We start from the raw sequence: 25,715 nt of genomic DNA on the forward strand, positions 1-25,715 counted from the left end.
GCGACGCTCACGCCGTGTCACCCGGCCACAGGTCCGGCTCGCGGCGCAAGCGTCGCCCGGATGCCGTGAACCCGACCAGCAGCAACGAGACGATGCCGGCGAACACCAGATACCACGCCGGCACGATGCGCGAGCCGGTGACGTCGATCAATGTCGAAACGGTGAGCGGCGCGAGCCCGCCAAACAGAGTGACGGCCACGTTGTACGACAGCGCCACGCCCGTCGAACGCATGGCCGTCGGAAACAACTGCGTCAGCATGCCGGGGTGCGCGCCCGACATGACGCTGAGCACGACCGTCGCGATGATCTGCGCGCTGAAAACGCGCTCGGGCGAGGGCGCCGCGAGCACCCATGCGAAAAGCGGATAGGCAGCGCATACCCAGACGATCGTCACCGGAAAGAACAGCCGATATGCGCCGAGGCGGTCGGCGAGCATCCCTGCCAACGGATAGCCGACGATGCCGATCAATCCGGAGATCGCCGTGCCGAACAGCGCATTCTTGAGCGGCAGATGCAACTGGTGTTCGACATAGAGCGGCATATAGGAATGCCACAGATAATTGGTTGCCGCTCCAACGATGATGACGCCCATCGCGCAGAGCGCCGCATCGCCACGCTCGCGAATGAATGTCCGCAGCGACTGGCGTGGCGCATGTCCAAGCCGTTCTCGCAACTGTACGAATTCCGGCGACTCGCCGACCTTGTGCCGGATGTAGAAGCCCACTGGCCCGACCAGCGCGCCGAGCAGAAACGGCACGCGCCAACCCCACGCCACGAGCGACTGGTGCGACAGATGCGTGGTGAGCAAGAACGCACATAGCGACGACAGTAGCAGCGCGACGGCCTGTGACGTCATCTGAAAACTGCCGAAGAACATCTTGCGTCCTGGCGGCGCGTATTCCGTCAGCATCGCGGCCGCTGTCGCGAATTCGCCGCCCACGGAGAGCCCTTGCAGAATACGTGCGAGGATCACGACGAGCGGCGCGGCCATGCCGATAGCCGCGTAGCTGGGTGTCAGGCCCATCATCAGCGTGCTGGCTGCCATCAGCAGAATCAGCAGCGACAACGTCTTGCGTCGCCCGTAGCGATCCGCGCATGCACCTATCACGATGCCACCCAGCGGCCTGACCACGAAGCCGACGGCAAACGTCGCCAGCGTCAGCGTGATGGACACGAATCCGTTGCCGACAGGAAAAAACACCTGCGCGATGATCTTCGCGAAGTAGCCGTAGATGAGAAAGTCGAACCATTCGAGGCCATTGCCGATGACCGATGCGAGCACCGCGCGGCGAGTTTGCGAACGGCTGAGCGTCGTGGCGGCCGACGCGGGCACGTCCGCTTGCAGGGTGGATTGCATGTGTCTCCTTTGATTCTCTTCCAGCTTCTGCAGCAAGCGTACGTGCCGGCGTCCTGAATGTAAAATACAGATGAGACACGGTTGCCATATCCAACGCATATACCAGACAAAACGATGGAACTCAGACAGCTGCGCTATTTCCTCGCCGTCGCCGAAGAAGGGCAGTTCACCCGGGCCGCCGCGCGACTGCATATCCAGCAGCCGCCGTTGTCGCAGCAGATTCAGGAACTCGAACAGGAACTGGGCTTCGCACTTTTCGTGCGCCAGCCGCGCGGCGTCGTGTTGACGGCGCCCGGCGAGATATTCGCCGCACGCGCACGTACGGTACTGCTCGAACTGAACAACGCCGTCGTCCATGCGCGCCGGGTGGCGCAAGGCCGGATCGGCACGGTGCGCGTCGCGCTCACGAGTTCGGCGGCGTTTCATCCGCTTACGCCTACCGCCATTCGGAATTTTCGGGACATGTACCCCGAGATTTCGATCGAGATGAGCGAGGTGAATGCGGCGGAGATCATCGAGATGATGTTGAACGGCCGCGCGGATGCAGCCATTCTCCGCAAACCGGTCGAAACGCCCGCTGACTTGCGCTTCGAACTGCTCGCCGAGGAACGCATGGTGCTGGTGCTGCCGGTGGGGCACCGGCTGATCGGCGGTCGTTCCGTGTCGCTCAAACAGCTGGCGAACGAGTCGTTCATCTTCGTGCGTCGGCCCGGCGCGCCCGGCATGTACGCGGACTTCATCCGGGCGTGTCAGGCCAAGGGCTTCGAGCCGCACGTCGTGGAAGAGGTGCCGCGCATGGTGACGGCAATCAATCTCGTGGCGGCGGGCGGCGGCGTATCACTCGTGCCCGCGTCGATGCAACGTTATCATCAGGAAAGCGTTCGCTACTGCCGTGTGGCCGGCGATCATGCGTTTCGAGCACCGTTGCATCTCGTCACCCGGCATGATTTGCAAAACCCTGCCGCGTCGCACTTCCGTGAAGCATTGTTGATGTTCGTCCAGCGTCATCCACATCGCGAATAGGCCGGAGAAGGGCAAGCACCTGACGGATTGCTCACCGGAAGATCAAGGCCCGGCCCGCGGCTTGTGATTGCTCTATAGTGCGATTTACTTGCGCGACAGTACGATGATGAGTGACGACCCCTTCTCCGACATCCTGAGACTCACGAACGCCGAATCGCTGGCGACGGGAGGCTTTTCCGCCGGCGGCGCCTGGGCCGTGCGATTTCCGGCACCCGACAAGATCAAGTTCTTTGCGGTGGTGAAGGGCACGTGCTGGGTCTCCATCGATGGAGAAGAAACGCCTGTCCGCTTTGGAAGCGGTGACGTCGGATTGTTGACGGCGAAACGCTCCTTCGTCCTCGCAAGTGATCCTTGCGTGCCACCCGTCGACGCGATGGCGTTGTTCTCGGGCGCCGGAAAGTCGGTGGTGAAACTGGGCGACGGCGATGACTTCGCGCAGATCGGCGGGCACGTATTGCTCGATCCGGTCACCGGCAGCTTGCTGTCGGATGTTCTTCCGCCATGGATTCACGTACCGGCCGCATCGCCGCAGGCAGTGAAGGTCCGCTGGCTTCTCGAGCAACTCGTGGAAGAGCGTGCGGCCGATCTGCCCGGCGCGCAACTCGTATCGGCCCAGCTTTCGCAGCTGCTCTTCATTCAGATATTGCGCGCCCATTTGAAAACGTCTGCGTCCTTGACAGGGTGGCTGCGCGCGTTCGGCAACCCGCGCATCGCACCCGCATTGCGGCTGATGCACGGCGATCCCGCGCGTTCATGGCATCTGGATGAGCTTGCCGCCGCGTGTGCGATGTCACGGACCACGTTCGCTTCTCACTTCAGGGCGAGCGCCGGTGTCGCGCCGCTGGCCTATCTGGGCGAGTGGCGAATGCGTCTTGCGGAGCGCCGTTTGCGCGACGAGAACATCCCGGTGGCCCTGCTTGCGCAGTCGCTCGGTTATTCGTCCGAAAGCGCATTCAGTCACGCGTTCAAGCGCATGTCCGGGCATTCACCGACCGCATATCGTCTTGTCGTACGGACTGCTGCTGAAGGCGGGGGCAGCGAGCGCGGCGGCGTTCGCGCGGCCGTGGAGGCTACCGGCGCGACTCCGCAGCCGTTTCCGTTGGAACCTCGGTGAAATGCTCGAGCGACTCGGCGTTCCCAGACAATACATTCGACACATATGAAAAAAGGCGCGAACGCGACGATCCGGGATGTGGCAAGGGCAGCCGAGGTGTCTGTCGCGACCGTATCGAAATATGTCAACGGGACCAAGCGCTTCTCGCCGGAAGTGGAGTTCCGCCTGAAGGAGACCATCGAGAAACTGGGCTACCAGACGAGCCCGCTTGCGCGCTCGATGATTACGGGGCGCACACGAACGATCGGCCTCGTCATTCTGGATATCAGCAATCCGCACTTCGCAAGCGTCGTGAAAGGGGCCAATCGAACGGCGCTTGCGCACGACTACACGCTGCTGCTCGTCGATACGGAAGAGGATGCGGCGCGTGAACTCCAGACGGTATTCCTGAATCCGGGGGCGTCGCAGACGGTGACCGTCAACATCGATCCGAAGGCGACCAACCATCCGTTGAGCACCTGGGACAAGGACGCGCAGCAGTGGTCGCCGGCAAGCGGTGCGACGACGGTCTATGTCGGCAATTCGTCGAGAAATGTCGTTTCAGCGGGAACGATAACTCAGTAGCACGAAGTCCGATCGTCATGGTGACCCGGCCGATTCGTCGAATGTCGTGGTGCGGCAGTGCATCGCCACGGCGGTTGTGTCGGTCCGGGCGCGACCGTAGGCGATCGATTTCCGGCGCATGGCCAGCGCCGAAGGACAGCGCCTTCCGGATCTGGCCGACACGCCTTGGAGCCGGATCGTGTTCACGAGAGTCGGCGGCGCGCGGCGGCAGGTGAACGTCGAAGCCGGCGGTAGCTTCACTGGAGCGCAATGATGACGGATCTGCGGGTCGATCTGGATGGCCGCCGTTCCGGGTCGACGAACGAAGCGTAATGCAGCGCATTGGCGGATGTCCGAGCCACGACGCCGCCACGCGCATCACGGGGATTCACCGGCTCGCGCGGGATCGTAGAACAGCGCAAAGAGTTCCGACTGCGACCCGACACCGAGCTTTGCGTAGATGTGCTTCTTGTGCGCGCGCACGGTTTCGAACGAGATCGACAGTTTCTCCCCGATCGCCCGCGTGGAGAAGCCGCTCAACGACAGCATCGCCACCTCGATTTCACGCGTCGTCAACGCGCCGCGCCCGTGCTTTCCTGTCAGCATGCCGAAGCGTGCATGCGGGTCGGGCGCTTCATGTTCCCTCGGGCGCGGCGTTTCGTTCACGACGAACGTCTCGAAGCGCAGGCGCTGCTGCATTAACGACAGCACCCACGGCGTGTAAAGCGTAAGCAATGCCATCTCGCGCTCGTCGTACTTGCTCGTCTTGCCGAGCGAGAAGCCCAGCGTGTGGTCGCGATCGATCACCACGTTGAAATGCACTTCGTCGCCGACGATGTTCTTCTTGAAGTACCGCTGGTAGTACTCGGTCATCCGGAAATTGTCCGGTGCGACGTCGGCGAGCGTGTAGAAGCCCGACGCCTGCGTTTCGAACGCGGCGAGATAGAACGGATCGAGCTGGTAGAGCGCGGCCAGGTAGTCCTGGAACATCAGGTCGATCTTGCCGTCCGGCATCGCCTGTTCGGCGAGCACGAGCGGCGCAGCATCGCGCGCGAAGCGCAGCGCGACCCAGTTGTCGAAATCGAGATGCCGCTCCAGCACGCGCGTGAGCCGCGCCCAGAAATGCGGGCCATCGAGGGCGTCGATGGCCGAGCCAATCTCCCGATGAAAAGCGAGATCTCGCCATTCGAGGTCCATCGTGTGCTCCGGTGAGGGTAACCCTGGCGGGGAATTTCAGGTCAAAAATAATAACCCGATAATCGGCCTCAATTCGACGGGGCGGGCTATGCACCGCTTCGCTCGACGCGCGTCGCATCCCACGTGCAACGCATACGACATGCCAGTGAAAGGCGATTGGAAGGAGAAGCTTCATGCAGGTAGCACTCGCGCAACTGTCGCTCGTCGACGGCGACGTCGCGCACAACACGCGCAAGGTGATCGACACGATCGAGCGCGTCGACGTGGCCGGCGGCACGAAACTGATCGTGTTCCCCGAAACGACGCTGTCGGGTTTCCCGACGCGGGAGAACGTCGCCGAGGTCGCCGAGACGCTCGACGGCCCCCGGTTGCAGGCGGTACGCGCCGCGGCACGTCGCAAGGGCGTCGCCGTCGCGGTGGGCCTCGCGGAGCGCGACGGAGAACGTTTCTACAACACCACGGTACTCGTCGACGAGCGGGGCGACATCGTCCTGCGCTATCGCAAGACCCATCTGTGGGCGTCGGATGTCGGCGTATTCACGCCAGGCGACCGCTTCGCGACCTGCGTCTGGAACGGCCTGACGGTAGGCCTGCTGATCTGCTACGACATCGAATTCCCCGAGACGGCGCGCGCGGTCGGCGCGCTCGACGCCGATCTGCTGATCGTCACCAACGGCAACATGGACCCGTTCGGGCCCGTGCATCGCCGCGCGATCGCCGCACGTGCGATGGAAAACCAGATGTTCGCGGTGATGGTGAATCGCTGCGGGCCTGGCGACGACGGCCTGACGTTCGCCGGCCTGTCCACGCTGGTCGATCCGTTCGGCGAGAGCACGATCGAACTCGGCCGGGACGAAGCCGTCGCGCAGGCGCGCCTCGATCTGACGCGCCTCGAAGCGAGTCGCGAGCATTACAGCTATCTGCACGACGCACGCGTCGCGCTCGGTCTGTCGCCTGTCGAACCGGCGGGCGGGAGTCGCGCGCTCACGATCGACACGGGCCGTCACCGCGCCGAGTAGCCCGCATCCACGGTCCATCCAATGCATGGAGCAGGGCGCGATGCCCCGCACATGCCGGGTCGTCCCATTGACGTGCCGGCCGCACGGCACACAGGCATTCGCATCGCCCCAGAAGGGCCCAGGAGATCACATGCAAGCGTCGTCATCCCATGAACCGGCACGCCTGAAGCGCACGCTCGGCCTGCCGTCCGTGCTGCTGTTCGGCCTCGCCTATATGGCACCGCTGATCGTCTACGGCACCTATGGCGTGCTCGCCAAGGCCAGCGACGATACGGCCGCGCTCGCCTATCTGCTCGCGCTGGTCGCCATCGCGTTCACCGCGCTCAGCTACGGCAAGCTCGCGCGGCTCTATCCCGCTGCGGGCTCGGCCTATACGTACACGCGCAGGACGTTCAACCCGCACCTGGGCTTCATGATCGGCTGGGCAACGCTGCTCGATTATTTCTTCCTGCCGATGGTGATCTGGCTGATTGGTGCGGCGTATCTGAACGCGGCATTTCCGCATGTGCCGACCTGGATCTGGATCGTGGCGTTCATCGTGCTGACGAGCGGGTTGAACATCGTCGGCATCGAACTGGCCGCGCGTTTCAACATCGTGCTGATGGTCGTGCAACTGGCGATCGTCGCGATGTTCGTCACGCTGTGCTGGCACTATGCGTCGGCGGCGGCGGGCCCGGGCGGTATTGCGATGGCGGAGCCGTTCTTCAAGCCGCACGTGCCGTTCGGCGCGACGATGGCCGGCGCCGCGATCGCCGCGTATTCGTATCTCGGCTTCGATGCCGTCTCGACGCTGACCGAGGAAACGATCGATCCGAAAAAGAACATGCCGCGCGCGATCCTGCTGATTGCGCTGATCGGCGGCGCGATCTTCGTGATCGCGGCGTATACGATGCAGCTCGCGCATCCCGGCGTCGACTTCAAGGATACGGATTCGGCCGCGTTCGAAGTGGCGAAGATGATCGGCGGCGACCTGTTCGTCACCGTGTTCCTCGCGGGCCTGATCCTCGCGCAGTTCGCATCGGGCATCTCGGCGCAGGCAAGCGTCGGGCGGCTGCTCTATGCGATGGGCCGCGATGAAATCCTGCCGAAGCGCATCTTCGGGTTCATTCATCCGCGCTTCAAGACGCCCGCGATCAACATCGCGCTGGCTGGCGTCGTCGGGTTGATCGCGCTGAAGCTGGATGTCGCCACGTCGACGTCGTTCATCAACTTCGGCGCGTTCCTTGCCTTTACCGCCGTCAATCTGTGTGTGATTCGCCTGTACCTTTCAGGCAATCACGGCGAACGCCGGATCGGCGTGTTCGGCGGACTCGTCTTTCCCGCGATTGGCGCAGTGTCCGATATCTGGCTGCTCGTGAGCCTCGAGAAGACGGCGCTCGTGCTCGGCGTCGTGTGGTTCGCGCTCGGGCTCGTGTATCTGTGCTGGATCACGCGGCTGTTTCGCCAGGCACCGCCCGAAGTGGCGATTTGAGCGGGGCGGGCAGCGTGCAGCGCATCAGCCGGCAGGCTCGGTCATTCTGCCGACTCGGGTGATGACGAGAAGCGCGCGCGTTGCTCGGCCCATTTCAGCATCGCGTCCAGTGCGGGACACAACGCCTGCCCCCAATCCGTGAGTCGGTATTCCACTTTCGGCGGCACTTGCGCATAAAGCTTGCGAGACACGATTCCGTCGGCTTCCAGCTGCCTCAGTTGCTGCGCCAGCATCTTCTGGGAAATGCCTGGAATCAATCGTTCGAAATCCGAATATCGCTGCACTTTTCCGTCGAAGAGATGGAACAGGATGATCAATTTCCAGCGCCCTTCAAGCAGCTGAATCACCTGTTCTACCCCAAGCGCAGCCGTTGCTGGCGTGTATTCCTTTCCCATGGCTCAGTCACTTACTTTTTAGTGCGTTCTTGTGGAATGGTTAGTCTATGACGAGAATGTCCGTCATCAAAGCCCATAGCGAGAACGCAGACATGACCCTGTTACTGCCAGACCCGATTCACGCCTATTTCGAATTCAGCAACGGCGCCGATAGGCGTCGGGCCGCGCACTGCTTCACGCCGGATGCGGTCGTCGTCGACGAGGGCCGGATGCACCGGGGGCACGACGCGATCGAGTCGTGGAAACGCGCGTCGCGCGAGCAATTCGAGTTTGCGGTCGAGCCTGTCGCCGTCTCCCGGGATGGCGATCGCGTGACGGTCAGAGCCAGGGTCGACGGCAACTTCCCGGGAAGCCCGGTGCAACTCGATCACGTGTTTGATCTGGCCGGCGACCAGATCCGGTCTCTGGAGATCCACTGATGGCCACGACGCTGGAATTGCAGGGCAAGCGCGTCCTGGTGACGGGCGGGACGATGGGTGTAGGAAAGGCCGTCGTCGGCTTGTTCCGCGAACTCGGCGCGAAGGTACTCACCACCGCGCGCACGCCACCGGCCGATACGCCCGCCGACATCTTCGTCGCGGCGGACCTGGCAACCGTCGAGGGCTGCGAAGCAGTGGCCGAGGCAGTGGTGACCAACTTTGGCGGCGTCGACGTGATCGTCCACGTCGTGGGCGGTTCGCGATCACCTGCCGGAGGTTTCGCTGCATTGAGCGAAGATGCTTGGCAGGACGAACTGAACCTGAATCTCCTGCCCGCGGTTCGACTGGACCGCGCATTGTTGCCGGGCATGCTGGCACAACGCGCAGGGGTCGTCATTCACGTCACGTCGATCCAGCGCGCGCTTCCGTTGCCGGAATCGACCACCGCCTATGCAGCAGCGAAAGCGGCGCTTTCCACCTATAGCAAGAGCCTGTCGAAGGAAGTCTCGCCCAAGGGCATTCGCGTGATCCGTGTTGCGCCCGGGTGGATCGAAACCGAAGCGGCCGTCGCTTTCGCGGAACGGCTCGCCGCACAGGCGGGAACCGACTATGAAGGCGGCAAGCAGATCATCATGGATTCGCTCGGCGGCATTCCGTTGGGACGGCCGTCGACGCCCGGCGAAGTGGCGAATCTGATCGCCTTCCTGGCGTCTCCGCGTGCCGCGTCGATCACCGGTGCCGAGTATGTGATCGATGGCGGCACGATTCCGACCGCGTGAGCATGCGAGTGGCCATCGCCAACGCTGGATGCAGCGCACGATCGACAAGCGACCCGTCACGCGATGCGAGTGGCTGACGGCGGCCCGCCGATGCAGGCGTATCACGACCACGAATGGGGCGTCCCGGCACGCGACGAATTGGGCCTGGTGGTCGGCAATCGCGTCATGGCCGACGATTCGCCTCACGTGTCCGGCGCAGAAACGGTGGTGCGGCACGTTACGACTCCGATCGCCGGAACTTGATCGGGAAAAGCACCAGAAGCTTGCGGATTTTGTTCCGGTTATAGTGGAATGACTGAAGGTAGACGCGGCGCTTTTTGCCGATACCGTTCAGGTCATGACTGTAGACGGGTGCTGTATGAAAAACAAAATCGACAAGACCGCCGGACCGATCTGGGGCGTGGCAGCAGGATTGCTTCTTGCTGGGGCAGGATTGAGTCTGGGTATTTTCCCCGCGGCGTTGCGCAGCGCGGGCAGCGCAAACGACTTCATGGCGTCGGGCGTCGCGATGCTGGGCATCTTCCTCGTCGTCTATTCGACGCACGAACTGCGAAGAAAACGCTCGCACTGAGCGTTCGCGCGCCACTGATTCACGACGATCGACGCGAGCCGACAGACAGCCCGGGCGTGCGCTACGTCTTGCGGATTTCGTGGTCGTAGACGAGTTCGACGATTCGCTTCGTCGGAATACTCGCGCGCAGACGGTCGACACCGTCGATCGGAAACCACTTGCATTTCGCGATCTCGTTGTTCGCTTGCGGGGTCTGGTCCGGCCCGACTTCCGCGAAGAACACGTGGTGGATCTTCGCGAGCCCGGTGAACTGCATCGAGTACACCAGATCCTGGCCGGTCATGCCCGTTTCTTCGCACAATTCGCGATGCGCGGCTTCGAGCGGGGTTTCCCCACGCTTGATCGTGCCGCCTGGAAGGGCCCAGCGCGACGCCGCACGCGTGACGAGCAACACGCGCTCATCGCGATAGCAGACGACGGTCGCGCGTTCCTTGATCGGGGCGGCACTCGTTTCGGGGGCGTGGTCGGGCGTGAGGATCAGGGGCATGCCGTGATTCTAACCAGCCCAAATCGATCGGCCAAGGCGGCCTGACCGGGTTTGACGATCAGGGCCCGGCCGGAGCGCTCCCGCGATGGCGAGGGCCATGCCGCGCCGGCACCCGGAGGCCGGTGCCGGCCGGCGCGACGCACGGTGCGGCCCATCCCGCGCACCGCGCCGTCGCACGGTTCCTTCGATTACTTCTTTTCCGGCAGGAACCAGTTCATCACGAGCGCACAGATGCCGCCCGTCGCCACGCCCGATTCCAGCACGTTCTTCAGTGCATGCGGCAGACTGTTCAGGATGTCCGGCACCTGCGACACGCCGAGGCCGAGCGCCAGCGACACCGCGATGATCAGCAGCGCGCGACGGTCGAGATGGACGCCCGCGAGAATGTTGATGCCCGACGCGGCCACCGCACCGAACATCACCATCGCCGCACCGCCGAGCACGGGCTCCGGCACGGCCTGCAGCACGCCGGCGACGACCGGGAACAGGCCGAGCACCACCAGCATGCCCGCGATCCAGATACCGACGTGACGGCTCGCGACGCCGGTAATCTGGATCACGCCGTTGTTCTGCGCGAATACCGAGCTCGGGAACGTGTTGAACACGCCGGCCAGCAACGAGTTCGCCCCGTTGACGAGCACACCGCCCTTGATGCGCTGCATCCATACCGGCCCTTCGACCGGCTCGTTCGAGATCTTGCTCGTGGCGGTCACGTCGCCGATCGCTTCGAGCGATGTGACGAGGTAGATGATCAGCATCGGCACGAACAGCGCCCACGAGAAGCCGATGCCGAAGTGCAGCGGCGTCGGCACCTGGAACAGCGCGGCCTGGTGCATGCCCGTGAAATCGAGGCGGCCGAGGAACGCGGCCGCGAGGTAGCCGATCGCGAGCGCGATGACGAGCGCGGTGCTGCGCACCCAGACGACCGGCACGCGGTTCAGCAGGATGATCGTGCCGAGCACGAGGCCCGACAGTGTCAGGTTCTCCGCGCTCGCGAACGTGCCCTTGGCCATCGCGCCGTAGCCGCCACCCATGCTGATGAGGCCGACCTTGATCAGCGTGAGGCCGATCAGCAGCACGACGATGCCGGTGACGAGCGGGGTGATCAGGCGCTTCACGAACGGCAGGATGCGCGACACGCCCATCTCCACGAACGACCCGGCGATCACGACGCCGAAGATCGCGGCCATCACGGTCTCGACCGGCGTGCCTTGCTTGACCATCAGGCTGCCGCCGGCGATCAGCGGCCCGACGAAGTTGAAGCTGGTGCCCTGGACGATCAGCAGGCCGGCGCCCAGCGGGCCGAAGCGCTTGCACTGCACGAAGGTGGCGATGCCGGAAATCACCAGCGACATCGACACGATCAGGGTCGTATCGCGGCTGGACACGCCGAGCGCCTGGCAGATCAACAGGCCGGGCGTGACGATCGGCACGATGATCGCCAGCAGGTGCTGGAGGGCGGCGACGAACGCGACCATCGGCGCCGGCCGGTCGTTCGGGCCGTAGACGAGGTCGCGGGCCGCTTCTGCGGCGTCGGCGCCATGGGAGGCGGAGGGGGCGGAGGAGGCGGGTTGCATGGCGAGCGGGCCGGACAAGGTGGAAAGTGCGGCATTTTAGCCGAAGGGGCTGCCGGCGCGGCCCGGCTGGGCCGCGATAGAGGGATTCGGCGGCGCGCGGAAAAGGCGTCCGATCGGCGCCCGGCGATCAGCGGGTCGACCGGGTGGCGATCGCGGTCCTGTCGGGCAACCGCTTCACGAATGGCGAAATGCTGCCTATCGACGGCGGCGGCCGGCTGGTTTGAGCCGCGCGACGTCAACCAGCAGTCCGTCGGCGGCGCGTGTTTACTTGCCGCGCGCCGCTGTGCGTGGCGGCCGGGAATCCGGATACGCGCGCTGGCACACGGCGATGACCGTATCGCGCAGGCGGCGATGCACGGGGTCGCCGTGCATGCGCGGATGCCACAGCGCGGACACGAGAATCGCCGGCAGGTGGACCGGGATCTCGAAACTGCGCAGCCCGAGGGCGTCGGTGAGCCCCGGCGAGTACGCGTTGCCGAGGCTCGAGCGCGGCACCAGCGCGATCAGGTCGGTGCTGGCCGCGACACGCATCGCGTCGGGGTAGCCCGGCACGACGACGTGCACGGCGGGGCCGTCGCCCGCGTTGACGGTCGAATCGTCGGCCAGCCCGCCGAAATCGCCGAGCTGAACCGCCATGACGTGGCGGCAGGCTGCATAGCGCGCGGGCGTGATCCGCGCCGATGCGAACAGCGGATGCCCGGCGCGCGCCACCGCGACGTGCCAGTCGTGAAAGAGCATGCGCGTGTGCAGCTCGGGCGCGTCGTCGCCGCGCTTGCCGATTTCGAGGTCGACCGTGCCGTCGCGCAACGCTTGCGGGTCGCGGTCGAGTTTCGGGACGAAGCGGACGCGCACGTGCGGCGCGGCGTCGGCCAGAGCGGCGACGACCGGGCCCGCCAGCATTTCCATGAACGACGCGGCCGCCCGGATCGTGAACGTGGCCGTGAGCGTCGCGAGGTCGACGTCGGCCGTCGCCGGCCGGAGCACGGCGCGGGCGTCGCTCGCGACGGCATGCACGCGGTCACGCAGCGCGGCGGCATGCGGCGTCGGCACGAGCTTGCGCCCCGCGCGCACCAGCAGTTGATCGCCGGTGGCGACGCGCAGCCGCGTGAGCGTGCGGCTCATCGCGGACGTGCTCAGGCCCAGCCGGCGCGCGGCGCCGGTCACGCTGGCTTCCGACAGCAGCACGTCGAGCGCGGTGACGAGGTTCAGGTCGATGTCTTCCATGCGGACAGGATACGCTTTTGTGTGAATGACATGGCGTCGAATGCAACTATCGATTGCATATGATGCGTCTGGCGCCTGCCATGGCGCCCGCCTATAGTGGTCGCATGACGAAACACGGCAAAGGCGAGAAACCATGCAATCGACTGAATCGAATCGACGAAACGCCCCCTCCATCCTCCTCGTCGCGGCGTCGCGCGGCCTCGGGCTGGCGATGGCGGAGGCATTCCTGAACAAGGGCTGGCTCGTGACGGGCACGGTGCGCGAAGGGTCGGGACGCACGAAGCTGCACGACCTGGCCGACCGGTTCGACGGCCGGCTCGAAATCGGCACGCTGGACATCTGCGAGCCCGCGCAACTGGCCGCGCTGCGCGAGCGCCTGTCGGGCCGTCGCTTCGACATGCTGTTCGTGAATGCGGGCACGACCAACGATCCGAACGAAACGATCGGCGAAGTGACGAACGATGAATTCGTGCGCGTGATGATCACGAATGCGCTGGCGCCGATGCGCGCGATCGAGACGCTGCAGGATCTCGTGCCCGACGACGGGCTGATCGGCGCAATGTCGTCGGGGCAGGGCAGCGTCGCGAACAACGTGACCGGAATGCGCGAGGTGTATCGCGGCAGCAAGGCCGCGCTGAACCAGTTCATGCGCAGCTTCGCGGCACGTCAGGCCGATACGCGCCGCGCGCTGGCGCTGATGGCGCCCGGCTGGGTCCGCACGGAACTCGGCGGGCCCGATGCGCGCCTGACCATCGACGAGAGCGTGCCGAGCCTCGTCGACGTGCTGCTGGCGAAGCGCGCGCGGCCCGGCCTCGAATACCTCGACTATCTGGGGCGCACGGTGCCCTGGTAAGCAGGGTGATGGCGCAAGTGTGCGGCGGCCGGCCGGACTCCGGCTCGCCGTGAGCGTGCTGTGGGATTCGGCCTGCCGTTCGCGGCGCTGCGAAGGCCGTACCGATTCAATACAATGCGACGACGCGTCAGCGATACGGCGCCGCCTCATCGCGTTTGAAACCATCCGATTCATCGCGGATGGGGGGCGCTCCCGTCGCGACGGGCTTGTGTCGAACCTGGAGCGCCGCATGAACGAACCCTATCTGCAAGTCATCGCGCATTACTTCGCGAAGCCCGGCAACGGCGACCGCGTGGTCGAACTGCTGGCCGAACTCGCGCCGGCCACGCGCACCGAACCAAAAAACCTCGACTACGCGTACTTCCGGTCGCCGGAGAATCCCGACCACATCGTGATCCTCGAACGTTACAGCGATGCCGACGGTCTCGACGCGCATCGGGAAACGCCGCATTTCCAGCGGATTGGTGTCGGCGCGATCATGCCGTTGCTCGATCGTCGCGACGTGATCCGCTACATGGTGCAGCCGGACACCGGCACGGCGACGCCACCGGGAGGCACCCGATGAACCCGTTTCAATTCCGCACCGTTCCGACGCAGATCGTCGAATTCGGCGCCGCGCGCCGGCTCGGCGCGCTGTTGCGCGAACGCTTTCCGGCGCTCGTGCGGCTGTGCGTCGTCACCGATGCGTTCCTGCATCGCAGCGGCGTGCTCGCGCCCGCGCTGGCGAGCCTCGCCGCGCACGGCTGGCAGGTCACCGTGATCGACGACGTGATCGCCGATCCGCCCGAGCACGTGGTGCTGGACGCGACCGAGCGGGCCGTCGCGGCCGATGCCGAGATCGTGCTCGGCCTCGGCGGCGGCTCGTCGATGGACGTCGCGAAGCTGATCGCGGTGCTCGCGCCGGGGCAACAGGCGCTGGCCGACATGTACGGCGTCGACAAGGTCGCGAGCGCGCGGCTGCCGCTCGTGCAGATGCCGACCACGGCCGGCACGGGCTCCGAGGTCACGGCCGTGTCGATCGTCACGGTCGGCGAGGCGCGCAAGATGGGCGTCGTGTCGCCGCACCTGTTCGCGGACGTCGCGATCCTCGACGCGGAACTCACGCTCGGCCTGCCGCGCGCGGCGACGGCCGCCACCGGCATCGACGCGATGGTGCATGCGATCGAGGCGTACACGTCCGCGCGGCTGAAGAATCCGGTCTCCGACATGCTGGCCACGCACGCGCTGACGCTGCTGTCGCGCAACCTGCTGGCCGCCTGCGACGACGGCCGGAACCGGCACGCGCGCGAAGCGATGCTGGTCGGCGCGATGTTCGCGGGGCAGGCGTTCGCGAATGCGCCGGTCGCGGCCGTGCACGCGCTGGCCTATCCGGTCGGCGGGATCTTTCATGTACCGCACGGGTTGTCGAATGCACTCGTGCTGCCACACGTGCTGCGCTTCAACGCGGCGGCCGCCGCGCCGCTGTATGCGGAACTGGCGGCCATCGTCGCGCCGTCCGCCACGGGCAGCGACGAAGCGAAAACGCATGCGCTGATTGCCGAAATCGACCGGCTGATCGTCGCGACGGGCATTCCGCGCACGCTGCGCGAGGTGGATATCGGCGAGGCCGACCTGCCGAGGATGGCGTCGGACGCGATGCTGCAAACGCGCCTGCTCGTGAACAATCCGCGCGAGGTGACCGAGGCCGACGCGCTGGAGATCTACCGGCAGGCGTGGTGACGCGGCGGGCGCGATGCCGCCCGCCGGCCGGGTTCCGTCATTTCAGGTCGCGATCCTTGCAGGTCGGCTCGAGTTCGCCGTCGAAGTACTGATACAGGTGCACGAGCAACTTGTTGGCGCCGACCTTGCGGCCGAGGTAATGCGTGCCTTCCGCCGACGTGCAGGTCGAGAATGCGAGTGGCAAGCCGCCGTCGAGCACGGCTTCCGGGTGTGCGCCCTGACGCACGAAATGCGCGGTGCCGACGACGCCGAAGCCGCGCGTGTCCGCCGGTATCGACTTCGGCAGCGACAGTGCGTACGCGGCGATCGTGCGGTCGTCGTGCAGGCTGTCGAGAATCTGGTTGCCGGGCTTGCCGGCGGGGCCGGTGACTGTCGCGCAGCAGCGCGCGACGCCTTTGTCGTCGTCGGGCAGCACTTGCAGCGACGTGCCTGCCGCGAGATGCGTATTCGGCGTGTAGTAGACGCCGTCGGCGACCACGCCGACCTGCTGCGCATGCGCGGCGACGGAGACGGCGAGCGCCGGGGCGATCAGGAGCGGACGAGGCGGTCGGATGAGCATGATGGCGGCGATGATACACGTGGCGCGCAAGCGCGGCGCGGGCCGGGCACGGATCGCGATCAGACCCGCGATGCGTCCGCGCCGGCCGCGACCACATAGGCCGACGCCTGCTTCGTGCCGTCCGGCTTCGTTTGCAGGTACACGCCCTGGATTTCCGGCTCGAAGCCCGGCAGCGCGTTGATCCCCGCTTCGAGCGCGCGGAAGTAGTCGAGCGCCGGGCCGCCCCACGCTTCGCCGGGCACCACGCAGAAGATGCCGGGCGGATAGGGCAGCGCGCCTTCGGTCGCGATCCGGCCTTCGATGTGCTCGAGCGCGACGAGCTCGACGTTGTTGCGGATCAGCTCGGCATTCGCGGCCTGCGGCAGCATCGCCTGCTTCGGGAACTGCGCACGCCGGAACATCTGTTTCTGCAGGTGCTTCATGTCGTGGCTGCGGTAGAAGTCGTGCATGCGCTGGCACAGCTGCCGCAGGCGCATCGTGCCGTACAGCTCCGGATACGCTTCGCACAGCGACGGAATCGCTTCGCGCAGCGGCGTGTCCTGGTCGAGATGGCGCTCGAACTGCGCGAGGTGCGCGACCAGATGCTGCAGCTTGCCGAAGCTTTCCGACGGCGTGAGCAGGAACAGGATCGTATACAGGTCGGCCTTCTCCGGCACGACGCCGTGCTCGCGCAGGTAGCGCGCGAGGATCGGCGCTGGCGCGCCGAACGGCGCGTATTCGTGCGTGTCGCGATCGATGCCGGGCGTGGTCAGCAGCAGCTTGCACGGATCGACGAAATACTGGTCGTCCGCATAGCCTTCGAAGCCGTGCCACGTGTCGGCGGGATGGAAGCGGAAGAAGCGCAGGTCGTCGACGATCTGCTCGGTCGGATAGTCGGCCCACGGGCGGCCGTCGATCTCTTGCGGGACGAACGGACGGATCTGCCGGCAGGTTTTCAGCAGCAGCTTGCGCGCATCGACGCCGTGTGCCACGCAGTCGCGCCACAGGCGCCGGCCGGCCGGGCCGGCATGCATCTGCGCGTTGACGTCGAGCGCCGCGAACATCGGGTAGAACGGGCTCGTCGACGCGTGGATCATGTACGCGTTGTTGAAGCGCCGGTGATCGCAGAAGCGCTTCTGTCCTTCGATATGGCTGTCCTTCTTGTGGATCTGCGACGTCTGCGAGAAGCCGGCCTGCTGCTTGTGCACCGACTGCGTGACGAAGATGCCGGGATCGTCGGGGCCGAGCGTGAGCATCAGCGGCGAGCAATCCTGCATCATCGGGATGAACTGCTCGTAGCCGACCCACGCCGAATCGAACAGGATGTAGTCGCACAGATGCCCGATCCGGTCGACGATTTCGCGTGCGTTGTAGATCGTGCCGTCGTAGGTGCCGAGCTGGATCACCGCGAGCCGGAACGGGCGCGGCAGGTCGGCGCGCTCGGGCGCGACGTCGCGGATCGCGTCGCGAATGCGCGCTTCGCCGAGCGCCGCGCTGTCGACGCCGCCGATGAGGCCCCACGCGTTGCGCGCGGTCTCGAGGTAGACCGGCCGCGCGCCGGACAGCACGAGCGCGCCGAGGTGCACCGACTTGTGGTTGTTGCGGTCGAACAGCACGAGATCGTCGGGCGCGAGCAGCGCGCTCGTGACGACCTTGTTCGACGTCGACGTGCCGTTCAGCACGAACCAGGTTTTATCCGCGTTGTAGATCCTTGCGGCGTTGCGCTGCGCTTCCAGCGCGGGCCCTTCGTGGATCAGCAGGTCGCCGAGCCGGACGTCCGCGTTGCAGAGGTCCGCGCGAAACAGCGTTTCGCCGAAGAAGTCGAAGAACATCCGGCCGAGCGGATGGTTCGAGAAGAACTGGCCGCCCTGGTGGCCCGGGCAGTCGAATTCGACGTAGCCGCGCTGCACGTAGTCGCGCATGACCTTGAAGAACGGCGGCAGCAGGTTCTCGCTGTAGATGTCGGCGGCGGCGGAAATCTGCCGGCCGTAGTAATGGCGGCCGCCGTGCCGGAGCTGGATCACGCCGCTCGCGCGCGGCAGGACCGACGGCGGCACTTCCTGGTCGGGCTCGACCGCGACGAAGAACGGAATCGCGAAACCGGTTCGCTCGACGGTTTTCAGTACCTTTTCCGCGGAATCGATGCCGACGACGATTGCCGCGATATTCGTGAAATCGGTCTGAAATACGTCGACCTGTTCGTGCGTGGTGAGAAAGGCGCCGATCAGCGCCGGCTCGACTGCGATTTTCAACAGGCTCACGCGAACTCTCCGGTAAATGACCTGAAACGGGAGCCGCATTCGTGCCGGGACGCAATCGTGAACCGATACGCGCTACAGCCGATTGAAAACGGTCCCGCCAATGCTGAATGCCGATTGCGCGTTGCACCAGAAAGCCTTGCGCGGCGCGGCACGACCGCGATCGGGCAATGCCCGGCGGAGCCGATCGTAGCAACAAAAGCACGCGGATTCAATCGATCGGAATCGGCAATGCCATTGCGGCATGAGCATGATCAAGTCATCGGGAATTGGCCTGCTGCGGCGCACATAAAAATGATCCAATGATGAAAATCCGATTCGAAAGGGCCGATTGTTTCACCGAATCGTCGGCTTCTCATCGAAAGGCATCCATGGCATAGTCGGCTCCGAACTGGATGGCGAATCAAGCCGGAATTGCACGCGTCTCATGCCGCTGCCCGTGACTGCTTCCCGCGTGCTCGTGAGACGAACGATACCAATCGAAGAGCAACGCAACAGCGAGGGCAATATCATGAATACTTCTGTCGGCGGCATTCGTCGTCTCGGCATGCGTGCGCTACTGGTCGACGACGAGATCGCGCAGGAAACCGCGACCGGGCGCGCGGTCCGCACGCTGAGCGCGGAGCTTGCGCAACGCGGGGTCGACGTGCTGACGGCCACGTCCGCGGACGATGCCATCGTGCTGATCCGCTCCGATCCGTCGATCCAGTGCGTGCTGCTCGACTGGGATCTCGGCGTGGACGGCCACGGGCCGTCCGAGGCCGTGGTCGACGCGATCCGGCATCGCAATGCCAACGTGCCGATCTTCCTGCTGGCCGACCGCAGCGTCGCGTCGACGGTGCCGGCCGCGGTGATGGGCAAGGTCGACGATTTCGTGTGGCTGCTCGAGGATACGGCCGACTTCATCGGCGGGCGCATCCACGCGGCGATCGAGCGCTATCGCTCGACCGTTCTGCCGCCGATGTTCGGCGCGCTCGCGAAGTTCTCGCGCGTCTACGAATACTCGTGGCATACGCCCGGCCACACGGGCGGCACCGGCTTCCTGAAATCGCCGGTCGGCCGCGCGTTCTTCGAATACTTCGGCGAATCGCTGTTCCGCTCGGACCTGTCGATCTCGGTGGGCGAACTCGGCTCGCTGCTCGACCACTCGGGCCCGATCGGCGAAAGCGAGCGCTACGCGGCGCGCGTGTTCGGTGCGCATCGCACGTATCACGTGACGAACGGCTCGTCGACGTCGAACCGCATCATCCTGATGGCGAGCGTGAGCCGCGACCAGATCGCACTGTGCGACCGCAACTGCCACAAGTCGGCCGAGCACGCGATGACGATGTCGGGCGCGATCCCGACTTACCTCGTGCCGACGCGCAACCGCTACGGGATCATCGGGCCGATCGCATCGGAGCGCCTCACGCAGGCAGCGATCCGCGAGGCGATCGCGTCGAACCCGCTCGCGGCCGGGCTGGCCGATCGCCAGCCGAAACACGCGATCGTCACGAACTCGACGTACGACGGCCTTTGCTACAACGTGACGCGCGTCGAGGAACTGCTCGGCGCGAGCGTCGACCGGCTGCACTTCGACGAAGCGTGGTACGGCTACGCGCGTTTCAATCCGATCTACCGCGACCGCCATGCGATGCACGGCGACCCGCGCGACCACCACAAGGATCGGCCGACGGTGTTCGCGACGCAGTCGACGCACAAGCTGCTGACCGCGCTGTCGCAGGCGTCGTACATCCACGTGCGCGACGGCCGCAGCCCGATTCCGCACGGCCAGTTCAACGAAACGTTCATGATGCACGCGTCGACCTCGCCGAACTACGCGATCATCGCGTCGAACGACGTCGCGGCCGCGATGATGGACGGCCCCGGCGGCGCCGCGCTGACGCGCGAGTCGATCGAGGAAGCCGTCGCGTTCCGGCAGATGATCGCGCGGATGAACGGCGAATTCGGCGCGAAGGGCGACTGGTTCTTCGAATGCTGGCAGCCCGACACCGTGCTCGAGACGCGCACGGGCCGCACGCTGGCGTTCCACGAAGCGCCGCCCGAACTGCTCGCGAGCGATCCGGCGTGCTGGGTGCTGCGCCCCGGCGCGCAATGGCACGGCTTCGGCAATATCGAGGACGGCTATTGCATGCTCGACCCGATCAAGGTGTCGATCGTCACGCCGGGCGTGGCGCCGGCCGGGGGCCTGATGCCGGTCGGCATCCCGGCGAGCGTCGTCACCGCGTATCTCGATGCGCGCGGGATCGTCGTCGAGAAGACGACCGATTTCACGATCCTGTTCCTGTTCTCGATCGGTATCACGAAGGGCAAGTGGGGCTCGCTCGTCAGCGCGCTGTGCGATTTCAAGCGCGACTACGACGCGAACCTGCCGCTCGACATGGCGATTCCGTCGCTCGCGAAGGAGCATGGCGCGCGCTATGCCGGCATGGGGCTGAAGGATCTGGCCGACACGATGTTCGCGGCGATGGAGCAGCTCGGCACGACGCGCCTGATGTCGGAGGCGTTCTCGATCCTGCCGAAGCCGGAGATGAGCCCGGTGCGCGCGTACGAGCACCTCGTGCAGGGCCGCGTCGAGCAGGTCGCGCTCGACGAGCTGGCCGGGCGCACGGTGGCCACCGGCGTCGTGCCGTATCCGCCGGGTATTCCGCTGTTGATGCCGGGCGAGAACGCTGGGCCGGCCGGCGGCCCGGTGCTCGGCTACCTGAAGGCGCTCGAAGCGTACGACCGGCGTTTTCCGGGCTTCGCGCACGACACGCACGGCGTGGAGGTCGAGGACGGCACGTACCGCGTGTACTGCCTGACGGCCTGACGCCCGACCGGGCGAACGAACGAGCGACCGGCCGCGCGGCGGCCTCACATCGAAGGATCGAACACCATGGACAACGCAGCGCACCTGGCCGACGCGGCCCCGGCGACCGCACAGAAGCACCGGATGAACGTCTGGCAGCTCACCGTTCTCACCGCGGTCAACATGATGGGCTCCGGCATCATCCTGCTGCCGTCGAAGCTCGCGCAGGTCGGCACGATCTCGCTGCTGTCGTGGATCGTCACGGCCGGCGGCTCGCTCGCACTGGCCTATGCGTTCGCGCGCTGCGGGATGCTGAGCCGCAAGCCGGGCGGGATGGGCGGCTATGCGGAATACGCGTTCGGCAAGGCCGGCAACTACATGGCGAACTACACGTACGGGCTGTCGCTCGTGATCGCCAACGTCGCGATCGGCGTCACGGCGGTCGGCTACGGCACCGTGCTGTTCGACGCGACGCTGTCGCCGCTGCAGACGGGCCTGTGGACGATCTTCCTGCTCGTGCTGACGACGGTCGCGAACTTCGGCGGCTCGCGCATTACCGGCCGGATCGGCGCGGTGACGGTGTGGGGCGTGATCATCCCGGTCGTCGTCGTGTCGCTGATCGGCTGGTTCTGGTTCAGCGGTGCAACCTGGGGCGCCGCGTGGAATTCGAACCACATGCCTTTCGGGCCCGCCGTCGGCAGCTCGATCGCGGTGACGCTGTGGGCGTTCCTCGGGCTCGAATCGGCGTGCGCGAACTCGGACGCCGTGGAGAATCCGGAGCGCAACGTGCCGATCGCCGTACTCGGCGGCACGATCGCGTCGGCGATCTTCTACATCGTGTCGACCAACGTGATCGCGGGGATCGTGCCCAATGCGATTCTCGCGAAGTCCAACGCGCCGTTCGGCATCGCGTTCGCGACGATGTTCACGCCGACCGTCGGCACGATCGTCACCGCGCTGATGGTGATCGCATGCATCGGCTCGCTGCTCGGCTGGCAGTTCACGGTCGCGCAGGTGTTCAAGAGTTCGGCGGACGTCGGCTACTTCCTGCCGGTGTTCGCACGCGCGACGCGCACCGGCACGCCGATCGTCGGCATGGTGATCCTGCTGGTCGCGCAGGTCGCGCTGGCGCTGATGACGATCAGCCCCGAGCTGAGCAGCCAGTTCCAGAAGATCGTCGATCTCGCGGTCGTCACGAACCTGGTGCCTTACGTGATGTCGATGGCCGCGCTGATCACGATCCAGAAGGTCGCGAAGGTGCCGCCGGGCAAGGCGCTCGTGACGAACGTGATCGCGATGGTCGCGACCGCATACAGCTTCTACGCGCTGTTCAGCTCGGGCGAGCAGGCGCTGATGCTCGGCGGCCTGTGCGTGTTCCTCGGCTGGACGCTGTTCGGCTTCGTCAGCGCGCGCTTCTACCAGATGGAAGTCGACGCGCACGTGAAGGAGCCGGGGAAGTCGCTTCAGGCGTGATGCCTAGCGCTGACCTTGCGTCAGCAGCGGCGGGAGTTCGCTTTTCAGCAGATCGACGACGGCCCGCACGCGCGGCGGCAGCGGCCGCTGCGCGTGCACCAGCACGTTGAGCGCGAAGTCGGGGACGTCGTAGTGCGGCAGCAGGCGCACGAGCCGGCCGTGCGCGAGCGCGTCGGCGCAAGCCGGGTGCTGGACCACGCCGACGCCGCCGCCCGCCGCGATCGTGTCGAACATCGGGCGCCAGTGGCTCGCGGTCATGACCGTGCGGATGCGCGCGTATTCGACTGCACCATCGTCGCGCCGCAGCGGCACCTGTTCGTTCGCGAACACGCCTTTCACGCGGATGAACGGATGGTTCGCGAGATCGGCCTTCGTATCGATCGGGCCGTGCCGCTCGAGATACGACGGCGCGGCGACGAGCACGCGGCCGACCGCGCCGAGCGCGTACGCGACGAAGCCGCCGTCGCCGAGCTGGCCGACCCGGATCGAAATGTCGACGCCCTCGGTGACCGGATCGACGATCTCGTCATTCAGCACCAGGTCGATGTGCAGCTTCGGATACGCGGTGCGGATCCGCATCAGCACTGCCGGCAGCACGACCTCGCCGAAACACTGCGGCGCCGCGAGCCGGATCGTGCCGTCGAGCGCATTTTCCGCCTTCGACACCGATGCCACGGCCAGTTCCGCCGCTTCGAGCAGCGCCTTGCTGCGTTCGTAGAAGATGCGGCCTTCCTCCGTACATGCGAGGGTGCGCGCACTGCGCATCAGCAGCCGCGTGCCGAGATGCTTTTCGAGCTTCTCGATGCGCTCGCTGACGGCCGGTTGGCCCATGTCGAGATCCCGCGCCGCGCCGGACATCGTGCCGCGCTCCACGACCCTCACGTAGATGCGCATCGTCGCCAACAAATCCATGAAGTCGCGCCTCGTGTCTTCCGGTTCGATTTTTACCGATCGACGGATGGTACCAAAGCGGCGGAGGGGCGATGGTGCGTGTCGGACCGATACTGACTATCGGCCGGTGCGCGCATGGTGCCGCCGAAGCCGCGTGCGTTCGTCCGAGCGGTGAGCGAAAATCGGCCTTCTTCCGCGCGACCGACAGGAGACCCGACATGACGCAACGCAATGAAACCCGACGCACGCCCTGCGTCGCATGGCAGATCGTGCAGACGTGGCAGGCGGCCGAATGGTGCCGGCTCGACGAGTCGCAAACGGGCGTCGCGCTGTCGGGGGTGGTAGCGGGCGCGATCGACGGCACGCCGTTTCGCATCGACTACGCGATCGCATGCGGGGCCGACTGGCTCACGCGCTCGGCGCGCGTGACGCAGTGGACCGGCACGGCGCCGCCACGGCAATGGGACATCGCGTGCACTGCAGGGCAGTGGACGATCGACGGCGCCGATGCGCCGATGCTCGCGGGTGCGACCGACATCGATCTCGGCTTCAGTCCGTCGACCAATACGCTGCCGATCCGGCGGCTGGCGCTCGCCGTCGGCGATTCGGCCGCGATCCGCACCGCGTGGGTGCGTTTTCCCGACTTCGGCATCGTGCGCGGCGAGCAGCGCTATACGCGCACGGCGCCGCACGTGTATCGCTACGAGAGCGGCACGTATGCGGCCGACATCGGAATCGACGAGGCGGGCCTCGTCACCGACTACGACGAATGGCGGCGCATCGGCGCATCGGTTGCGTCGTGACGTGTGGCGTATCAGCGTGCGCTGGCGACCGACAGCTTGCCCGGAATCAGCTTCAGCGTGCTGAACGCGTCGGCGATGCTCTGCTGGTACGTGAGCGTCGCGTCGGTGATCGGCTGCGCGCCGTAGCCGGCGCGCTTGAGCGCGACTTCGAGCGTCGGCGCGTCGAGGCCGACGAGCGGCGACAGTTGCGCGGCCACCTCGGGCACGTGATCGCGCGCCCAGCGATCGACCGCGTCGACTTCGTCGAGCAGCGCGCGCAGCACCTGCGGGTGGGCGGCCGCGTACTTGCGGGCGGCGAGGTAGTACTGCGTGTTGCGCACGAGCCCTTCGCCATTCGCGACCACGCGCGCGCCGAGCTGCCGTTCGGCGGCGGCCAGATACGGATCCCAGATCACCCACGCGTCGACGCTGCGCTGCACGAACGCGGCGCGCGCGTCGGCCGGCGTCAGGGAGATCGGCTGGATGTCGGCATACGTGAGGCCCGCATGCTCGAGCGCCTTCACCAGCAGGTAGTGGACGTTCGAGCCCTTGTTGAACGCGACCTTCTTGCCGCGCAGTTGCGCGACGGTGCGGATCGGCGAATCGGGCAACACGACGATCGCCTCGCCCTGCGGCGCGGGCGGCTCGTTGCCGATGTAGACGAAATCGACGCCGGCGGCCTGCGCGAAGATCGGCGGGGTTTCGCCGACCGTGCCGACGTCGATCGCGCCGGCGTTCAGTCCTTCGAGCAGTTGCGGGCCGGCCGGGAATTCGAGCCATTGCACGGTGACGCCCTGGCTCGCCAGACGCTTCTCGAGCGTGCCGCGCGCCTTGAGCACGACGAAGTTGCCGTATTTCTGGAAGCCGATGCGCAGCCGCGTGCCGCCGTCGTCGGCTGCCCGGGCGGGTACGGCCGCGAGCGGTCCGAGCGCGAGCCCGGCCAGCCCGGCGGCCGCGCCGTGCAGCCACCGGCGGCGGCGCGGGTTCGCCGGGGTCGTTTCAAGGTCTGCGTGCGGTGTGTCGTTCATAAGGGCGTGTTCACGCTAATAACGGGTTTGCGCTGGCCCCCAGAAGGGCCGATCGCGAGGATTGCGACGAAGCGAATACTCGACGTATTCGCGAGGAGCATGACGCGGCGATCGGCCCTTCTGGGGGCCAGCCCCGCGAATGAATTTTTCCAAACAGGGGAACGTGCCTTTCCGCCCACATTGCGGCGTCGTGCGTCGCTTGTTTG

General features: G+C 65.9%; 23 protein-coding genes and 1 pseudogene. 14 read left to right on the forward strand and 10 right to left on the reverse strand.

Annotated elements, in window-relative coordinates:
* Positions 1–7 precede the first annotated feature (7 nt).
* Positions 8–1,357: an MFS transporter gene (locus tag HWX07_RS29470; RefSeq protein WP_175878797.1), complete on the reverse strand. Its 1,350-nt coding sequence runs from the start codon at positions 1,355–1,357 to the stop codon at positions 8–10.
* Positions 1,358–1,471: 114 nt separating this feature from the next.
* Here HWX07_RS29470 and HWX07_RS29475 point away from each other — a divergent pair, with 114 nt between their 5' ends.
* The 3 genes and pseudogenes from HWX07_RS29475 to HWX07_RS29485 form a co-directional block, all read left to right on the forward strand.
* A complete protein-coding gene (locus tag HWX07_RS29475) occupies positions 1,472–2,380 on the forward strand; it encodes a LysR family transcriptional regulator (protein WP_175878666.1) in 909 nt (302 codons plus the stop codon).
* 67 nt (positions 2,381–2,447) lie between these two features.
* Positions 2,448–3,494, forward strand: coding sequence for an AraC family transcriptional regulator (locus HWX07_RS29480; protein WP_175878667.1), 1,047 nt, complete (start codon positions 2,448–2,450; stop codon positions 3,492–3,494).
* Between the two features lie 45 nt (positions 3,495–3,539).
* Positions 3,540–4,046: pseudogene (locus HWX07_RS29485) on the forward strand (LacI family DNA-binding transcriptional regulator); the annotation flags it as partial.
* 369 nt (positions 4,047–4,415) lie between these two features.
* Here the strand turns inward: HWX07_RS29485 and HWX07_RS29490 are convergent.
* Positions 4,416–5,234 carry a helix-turn-helix transcriptional regulator gene (locus HWX07_RS29490; RefSeq protein WP_124461512.1) on the reverse strand — a complete coding sequence of 273 codons (819 nt, stop codon included), beginning with the start codon at positions 5,232–5,234 and terminating at the stop codon, positions 4,416–4,418.
* A 173-nt stretch (positions 5,235–5,407) separates the two neighbouring features.
* Here HWX07_RS29490 and HWX07_RS29495 point away from each other — a divergent pair, with 173 nt between their 5' ends.
* Positions 5,408–6,253, forward strand: a complete 846-nt coding sequence (locus HWX07_RS29495; protein WP_175878668.1) for a carbon-nitrogen hydrolase family protein — start codon at positions 5,408–5,410, stop codon at positions 6,251–6,253.
* Positions 6,254–6,383: 130 nt separating this feature from the next.
* Positions 6,384–7,724: an APC family permease gene (locus HWX07_RS29500; protein WP_175878669.1), complete on the forward strand. Its 1,341-nt coding sequence runs from the start codon at positions 6,384–6,386 to the stop codon at positions 7,722–7,724.
* A gap of 41 nt (positions 7,725–7,765) precedes the next feature.
* On the opposite strand, the gene HWX07_RS29505 is transcribed toward HWX07_RS29500, so the two are convergent.
* Positions 7,766–8,119: a winged helix-turn-helix transcriptional regulator gene (locus HWX07_RS29505; protein WP_175878670.1), complete on the reverse strand. Its 354-nt coding sequence runs from the start codon at positions 8,117–8,119 to the stop codon at positions 7,766–7,768.
* Between the two features lie 92 nt (positions 8,120–8,211).
* On the opposite strand from HWX07_RS29505, the gene HWX07_RS29510 reads away from it, so the two are divergent.
* From HWX07_RS29510 to HWX07_RS29520, 3 genes are all read left to right on the forward strand, one after another.
* Entirely contained in the window at positions 8,212–8,538 is a 327-nt protein-coding gene (locus HWX07_RS29510) for a nuclear transport factor 2 family protein (RefSeq protein WP_175878671.1), read from the forward strand.
* Positions 8,538–9,317: an SDR family oxidoreductase gene (locus HWX07_RS29515; RefSeq protein ID WP_175878672.1), complete on the forward strand. Its 780-nt coding sequence runs from the start codon at positions 8,538–8,540 to the stop codon at positions 9,315–9,317. Before HWX07_RS29510 ends, HWX07_RS29515 begins: the two co-directional genes overlap by 1 nt.
* 358 nt (positions 9,318–9,675) lie before the next feature.
* Positions 9,676–9,888, forward strand: coding sequence for a hypothetical protein (locus HWX07_RS29520; RefSeq protein ID WP_012338455.1), 213 nt, complete (start codon positions 9,676–9,678; stop codon positions 9,886–9,888).
* Between the two features lie 61 nt (positions 9,889–9,949).
* On the opposite strand, the gene HWX07_RS29525 is transcribed toward HWX07_RS29520, so the two are convergent.
* From HWX07_RS29525 to HWX07_RS29535, 3 genes are all read right to left on the reverse strand, one after another.
* On the reverse strand, positions 9,950–10,375 hold the full coding sequence (locus HWX07_RS29525) for an NUDIX hydrolase (RefSeq protein WP_175878673.1): 426 nt from the start codon (positions 10,373–10,375) through the stop codon (positions 9,950–9,952).
* Between the two features lie 188 nt (positions 10,376–10,563).
* The gene (locus HWX07_RS29530) at positions 10,564–11,952 is read right to left on the reverse strand and encodes a nucleobase:cation symporter-2 family protein (RefSeq protein WP_074803804.1); all 1,389 of its coding nucleotides are present in this window, start codon (positions 11,950–11,952) and stop codon (positions 10,564–10,566) included.
* A 264-nt stretch (positions 11,953–12,216) separates the two neighbouring features.
* Positions 12,217–13,176, reverse strand: coding sequence for a LysR family transcriptional regulator (locus HWX07_RS29535; protein ID WP_175878674.1), 960 nt, complete (start codon positions 13,174–13,176; stop codon positions 12,217–12,219).
* A 133-nt stretch (positions 13,177–13,309) separates the two neighbouring features.
* On the opposite strand from HWX07_RS29535, the gene HWX07_RS29540 reads away from it, so the two are divergent.
* The 3 genes from HWX07_RS29540 to HWX07_RS29550 all read left to right on the forward strand — a co-directional run bounded on the left by HWX07_RS29540 (position 13,310) and on the right by HWX07_RS29550 (position 15,748).
* Positions 13,310–14,029, forward strand: a complete 720-nt coding sequence (locus tag HWX07_RS29540; protein ID WP_175878675.1) for an SDR family oxidoreductase — start codon at positions 13,310–13,312, stop codon at positions 14,027–14,029.
* A 229-nt stretch (positions 14,030–14,258) separates the two neighbouring features.
* Entirely contained in the window at positions 14,259–14,594 is a 336-nt protein-coding gene (locus tag HWX07_RS29545; RefSeq protein ID WP_175878798.1) for a putative quinol monooxygenase, read from the forward strand.
* Positions 14,591–15,748 carry an iron-containing alcohol dehydrogenase gene (locus HWX07_RS29550; RefSeq protein ID WP_175878676.1) on the forward strand — a complete coding sequence of 386 codons (1,158 nt, stop codon included), beginning with the start codon at positions 14,591–14,593 and terminating at the stop codon, positions 15,746–15,748. The genes HWX07_RS29545 and HWX07_RS29550 overlap by 4 nt, the downstream gene beginning before the upstream one ends.
* Before the next feature lie 37 nt (positions 15,749–15,785).
* On the opposite strand, the gene HWX07_RS29555 is transcribed toward HWX07_RS29550, so the two are convergent.
* Positions 15,786–16,307: a hypothetical protein gene (locus HWX07_RS29555; RefSeq protein ID WP_175878677.1), complete on the reverse strand. Its 522-nt coding sequence runs from the start codon at positions 16,305–16,307 to the stop codon at positions 15,786–15,788.
* A gap of 59 nt (positions 16,308–16,366) precedes the next feature.
* Positions 16,367–18,547: an ornithine decarboxylase gene (locus HWX07_RS29560; protein ID WP_175878678.1), complete on the reverse strand. Its 2,181-nt coding sequence runs from the start codon at positions 18,545–18,547 to the stop codon at positions 16,367–16,369.
* Between the two features lie 508 nt (positions 18,548–19,055).
* On the opposite strand from HWX07_RS29560, the gene HWX07_RS29565 reads away from it, so the two are divergent.
* Together HWX07_RS29565 and potE are read left to right on the forward strand one after the other, a co-directional pair.
* The gene (locus HWX07_RS29565) at positions 19,056–21,356 is read left to right on the forward strand and encodes an Orn/Lys/Arg decarboxylase N-terminal domain-containing protein (RefSeq protein ID WP_175878679.1); all 2,301 of its coding nucleotides are present in this window, start codon (positions 19,056–19,058) and stop codon (positions 21,354–21,356) included.
* A 66-nt stretch (positions 21,357–21,422) separates the two neighbouring features.
* Positions 21,423–22,808, forward strand: coding sequence for a putrescine-ornithine antiporter (gene potE / locus HWX07_RS29570; RefSeq protein ID WP_175878680.1), 1,386 nt, complete (start codon positions 21,423–21,425; stop codon positions 22,806–22,808).
* A gap of 3 nt (positions 22,809–22,811) precedes the next feature.
* On the opposite strand, the gene HWX07_RS29575 is transcribed toward potE, so the two are convergent.
* Positions 22,812–23,720: a LysR family transcriptional regulator gene (locus HWX07_RS29575; protein WP_175878681.1), complete on the reverse strand. Its 909-nt coding sequence runs from the start codon at positions 23,718–23,720 to the stop codon at positions 22,812–22,814.
* A gap of 197 nt (positions 23,721–23,917) precedes the next feature.
* Between HWX07_RS29575 and HWX07_RS29580 the strand changes: the two genes are divergently transcribed.
* Entirely contained in the window at positions 23,918–24,502 is a 585-nt protein-coding gene (locus HWX07_RS29580; protein ID WP_175878682.1) for a putative glycolipid-binding domain-containing protein, read from the forward strand.
* A gap of 11 nt (positions 24,503–24,513) precedes the next feature.
* Here HWX07_RS29580 and HWX07_RS29585 read toward each other — a convergent pair whose 3' ends face one another.
* A complete protein-coding gene (locus HWX07_RS29585) occupies positions 24,514–25,509 on the reverse strand; it encodes a sulfonate ABC transporter substrate-binding protein (RefSeq protein ID WP_175878683.1) in 996 nt (331 codons plus the stop codon).
* Positions 25,510–25,715 lie beyond the last annotated feature (206 nt).

Origin of the sequence: Burkholderia sp. BCC0097 (genome assembly GCF_902832985.1) — a bacterium.
In the GTDB taxonomy this organism is placed as follows: Bacteria; Pseudomonadota; Gammaproteobacteria; order Burkholderiales; family Burkholderiaceae; genus Burkholderia; species Burkholderia orbicola.

Bases quoted from the DNA above. Each gene is read 5' to 3' on its own strand.
- HWX07_RS29470 (WP_175878797.1), bottom strand. From the start codon at position 1,357: ATGCAATCCACCCTGCAAGCGGACGTGCCCGCGTCGGCCGCCACGACG.
- HWX07_RS29475 (WP_175878666.1), top strand. From the start codon at position 1,472: ATGGAACTCAGACAGCTGCGCTATTTCCTCGCCGTCGCCGAAGAAGGG.
- HWX07_RS29490 (WP_124461512.1), bottom strand. From the start codon at position 5,234: ATGGACCTCGAATGGCGAGATCTCGCTTTTCATCGGGAGATTGGCTCG.
- HWX07_RS29495 (WP_175878668.1), top strand. From the start codon at position 5,408: ATGCAGGTAGCACTCGCGCAACTGTCGCTCGTCGACGGCGACGTCGCG.
- HWX07_RS29500 (WP_175878669.1), top strand. From the start codon at position 6,384: ATGCAAGCGTCGTCATCCCATGAACCGGCACGCCTGAAGCGCACGCTC.
- HWX07_RS29505 (WP_175878670.1), bottom strand. From the start codon at position 8,119: ATGGGAAAGGAATACACGCCAGCAACGGCTGCGCTTGGGGTAGAACAG.
- HWX07_RS29510 (WP_175878671.1), top strand. From the start codon at position 8,212: ATGACCCTGTTACTGCCAGACCCGATTCACGCCTATTTCGAATTCAGC.
- HWX07_RS29515 (WP_175878672.1), top strand. From the start codon at position 8,538: ATGGCCACGACGCTGGAATTGCAGGGCAAGCGCGTCCTGGTGACGGGC.
- HWX07_RS29520 (WP_012338455.1), top strand. From the start codon at position 9,676: ATGAAAAACAAAATCGACAAGACCGCCGGACCGATCTGGGGCGTGGCA.
- HWX07_RS29525 (WP_175878673.1), bottom strand. From the start codon at position 10,375: ATGCCCCTGATCCTCACGCCCGACCACGCCCCCGAAACGAGTGCCGCC.
- HWX07_RS29530 (WP_074803804.1), bottom strand. From the start codon at position 11,952: ATGCAACCCGCCTCCTCCGCCCCCTCCGCCTCCCATGGCGCCGACGCC.
- HWX07_RS29535 (WP_175878674.1), bottom strand. From the start codon at position 13,176: ATGGAAGACATCGACCTGAACCTCGTCACCGCGCTCGACGTGCTGCTG.
- HWX07_RS29540 (WP_175878675.1), top strand. From the start codon at position 13,310: ATGCAATCGACTGAATCGAATCGACGAAACGCCCCCTCCATCCTCCTC.
- HWX07_RS29545 (WP_175878798.1), top strand. From the start codon at position 14,259: ATGAACGAACCCTATCTGCAAGTCATCGCGCATTACTTCGCGAAGCCC.
- HWX07_RS29550 (WP_175878676.1), top strand. From the start codon at position 14,591: ATGAACCCGTTTCAATTCCGCACCGTTCCGACGCAGATCGTCGAATTC.
- HWX07_RS29555 (WP_175878677.1), bottom strand. From the start codon at position 16,307: ATGCTCATCCGACCGCCTCGTCCGCTCCTGATCGCCCCGGCGCTCGCC.
- HWX07_RS29565 (WP_175878679.1), top strand. From the start codon at position 19,056: ATGAATACTTCTGTCGGCGGCATTCGTCGTCTCGGCATGCGTGCGCTA.
- potE (WP_175878680.1), top strand. From the start codon at position 21,423: ATGGACAACGCAGCGCACCTGGCCGACGCGGCCCCGGCGACCGCACAG.
- HWX07_RS29575 (WP_175878681.1), bottom strand. From the start codon at position 23,720: ATGGATTTGTTGGCGACGATGCGCATCTACGTGAGGGTCGTGGAGCGC.
- HWX07_RS29580 (WP_175878682.1), top strand. From the start codon at position 23,918: ATGACGCAACGCAATGAAACCCGACGCACGCCCTGCGTCGCATGGCAG.
- HWX07_RS29585 (WP_175878683.1), bottom strand. From the start codon at position 25,509: ATGAACGACACACCGCACGCAGACCTTGAAACGACCCCGGCGAACCCG.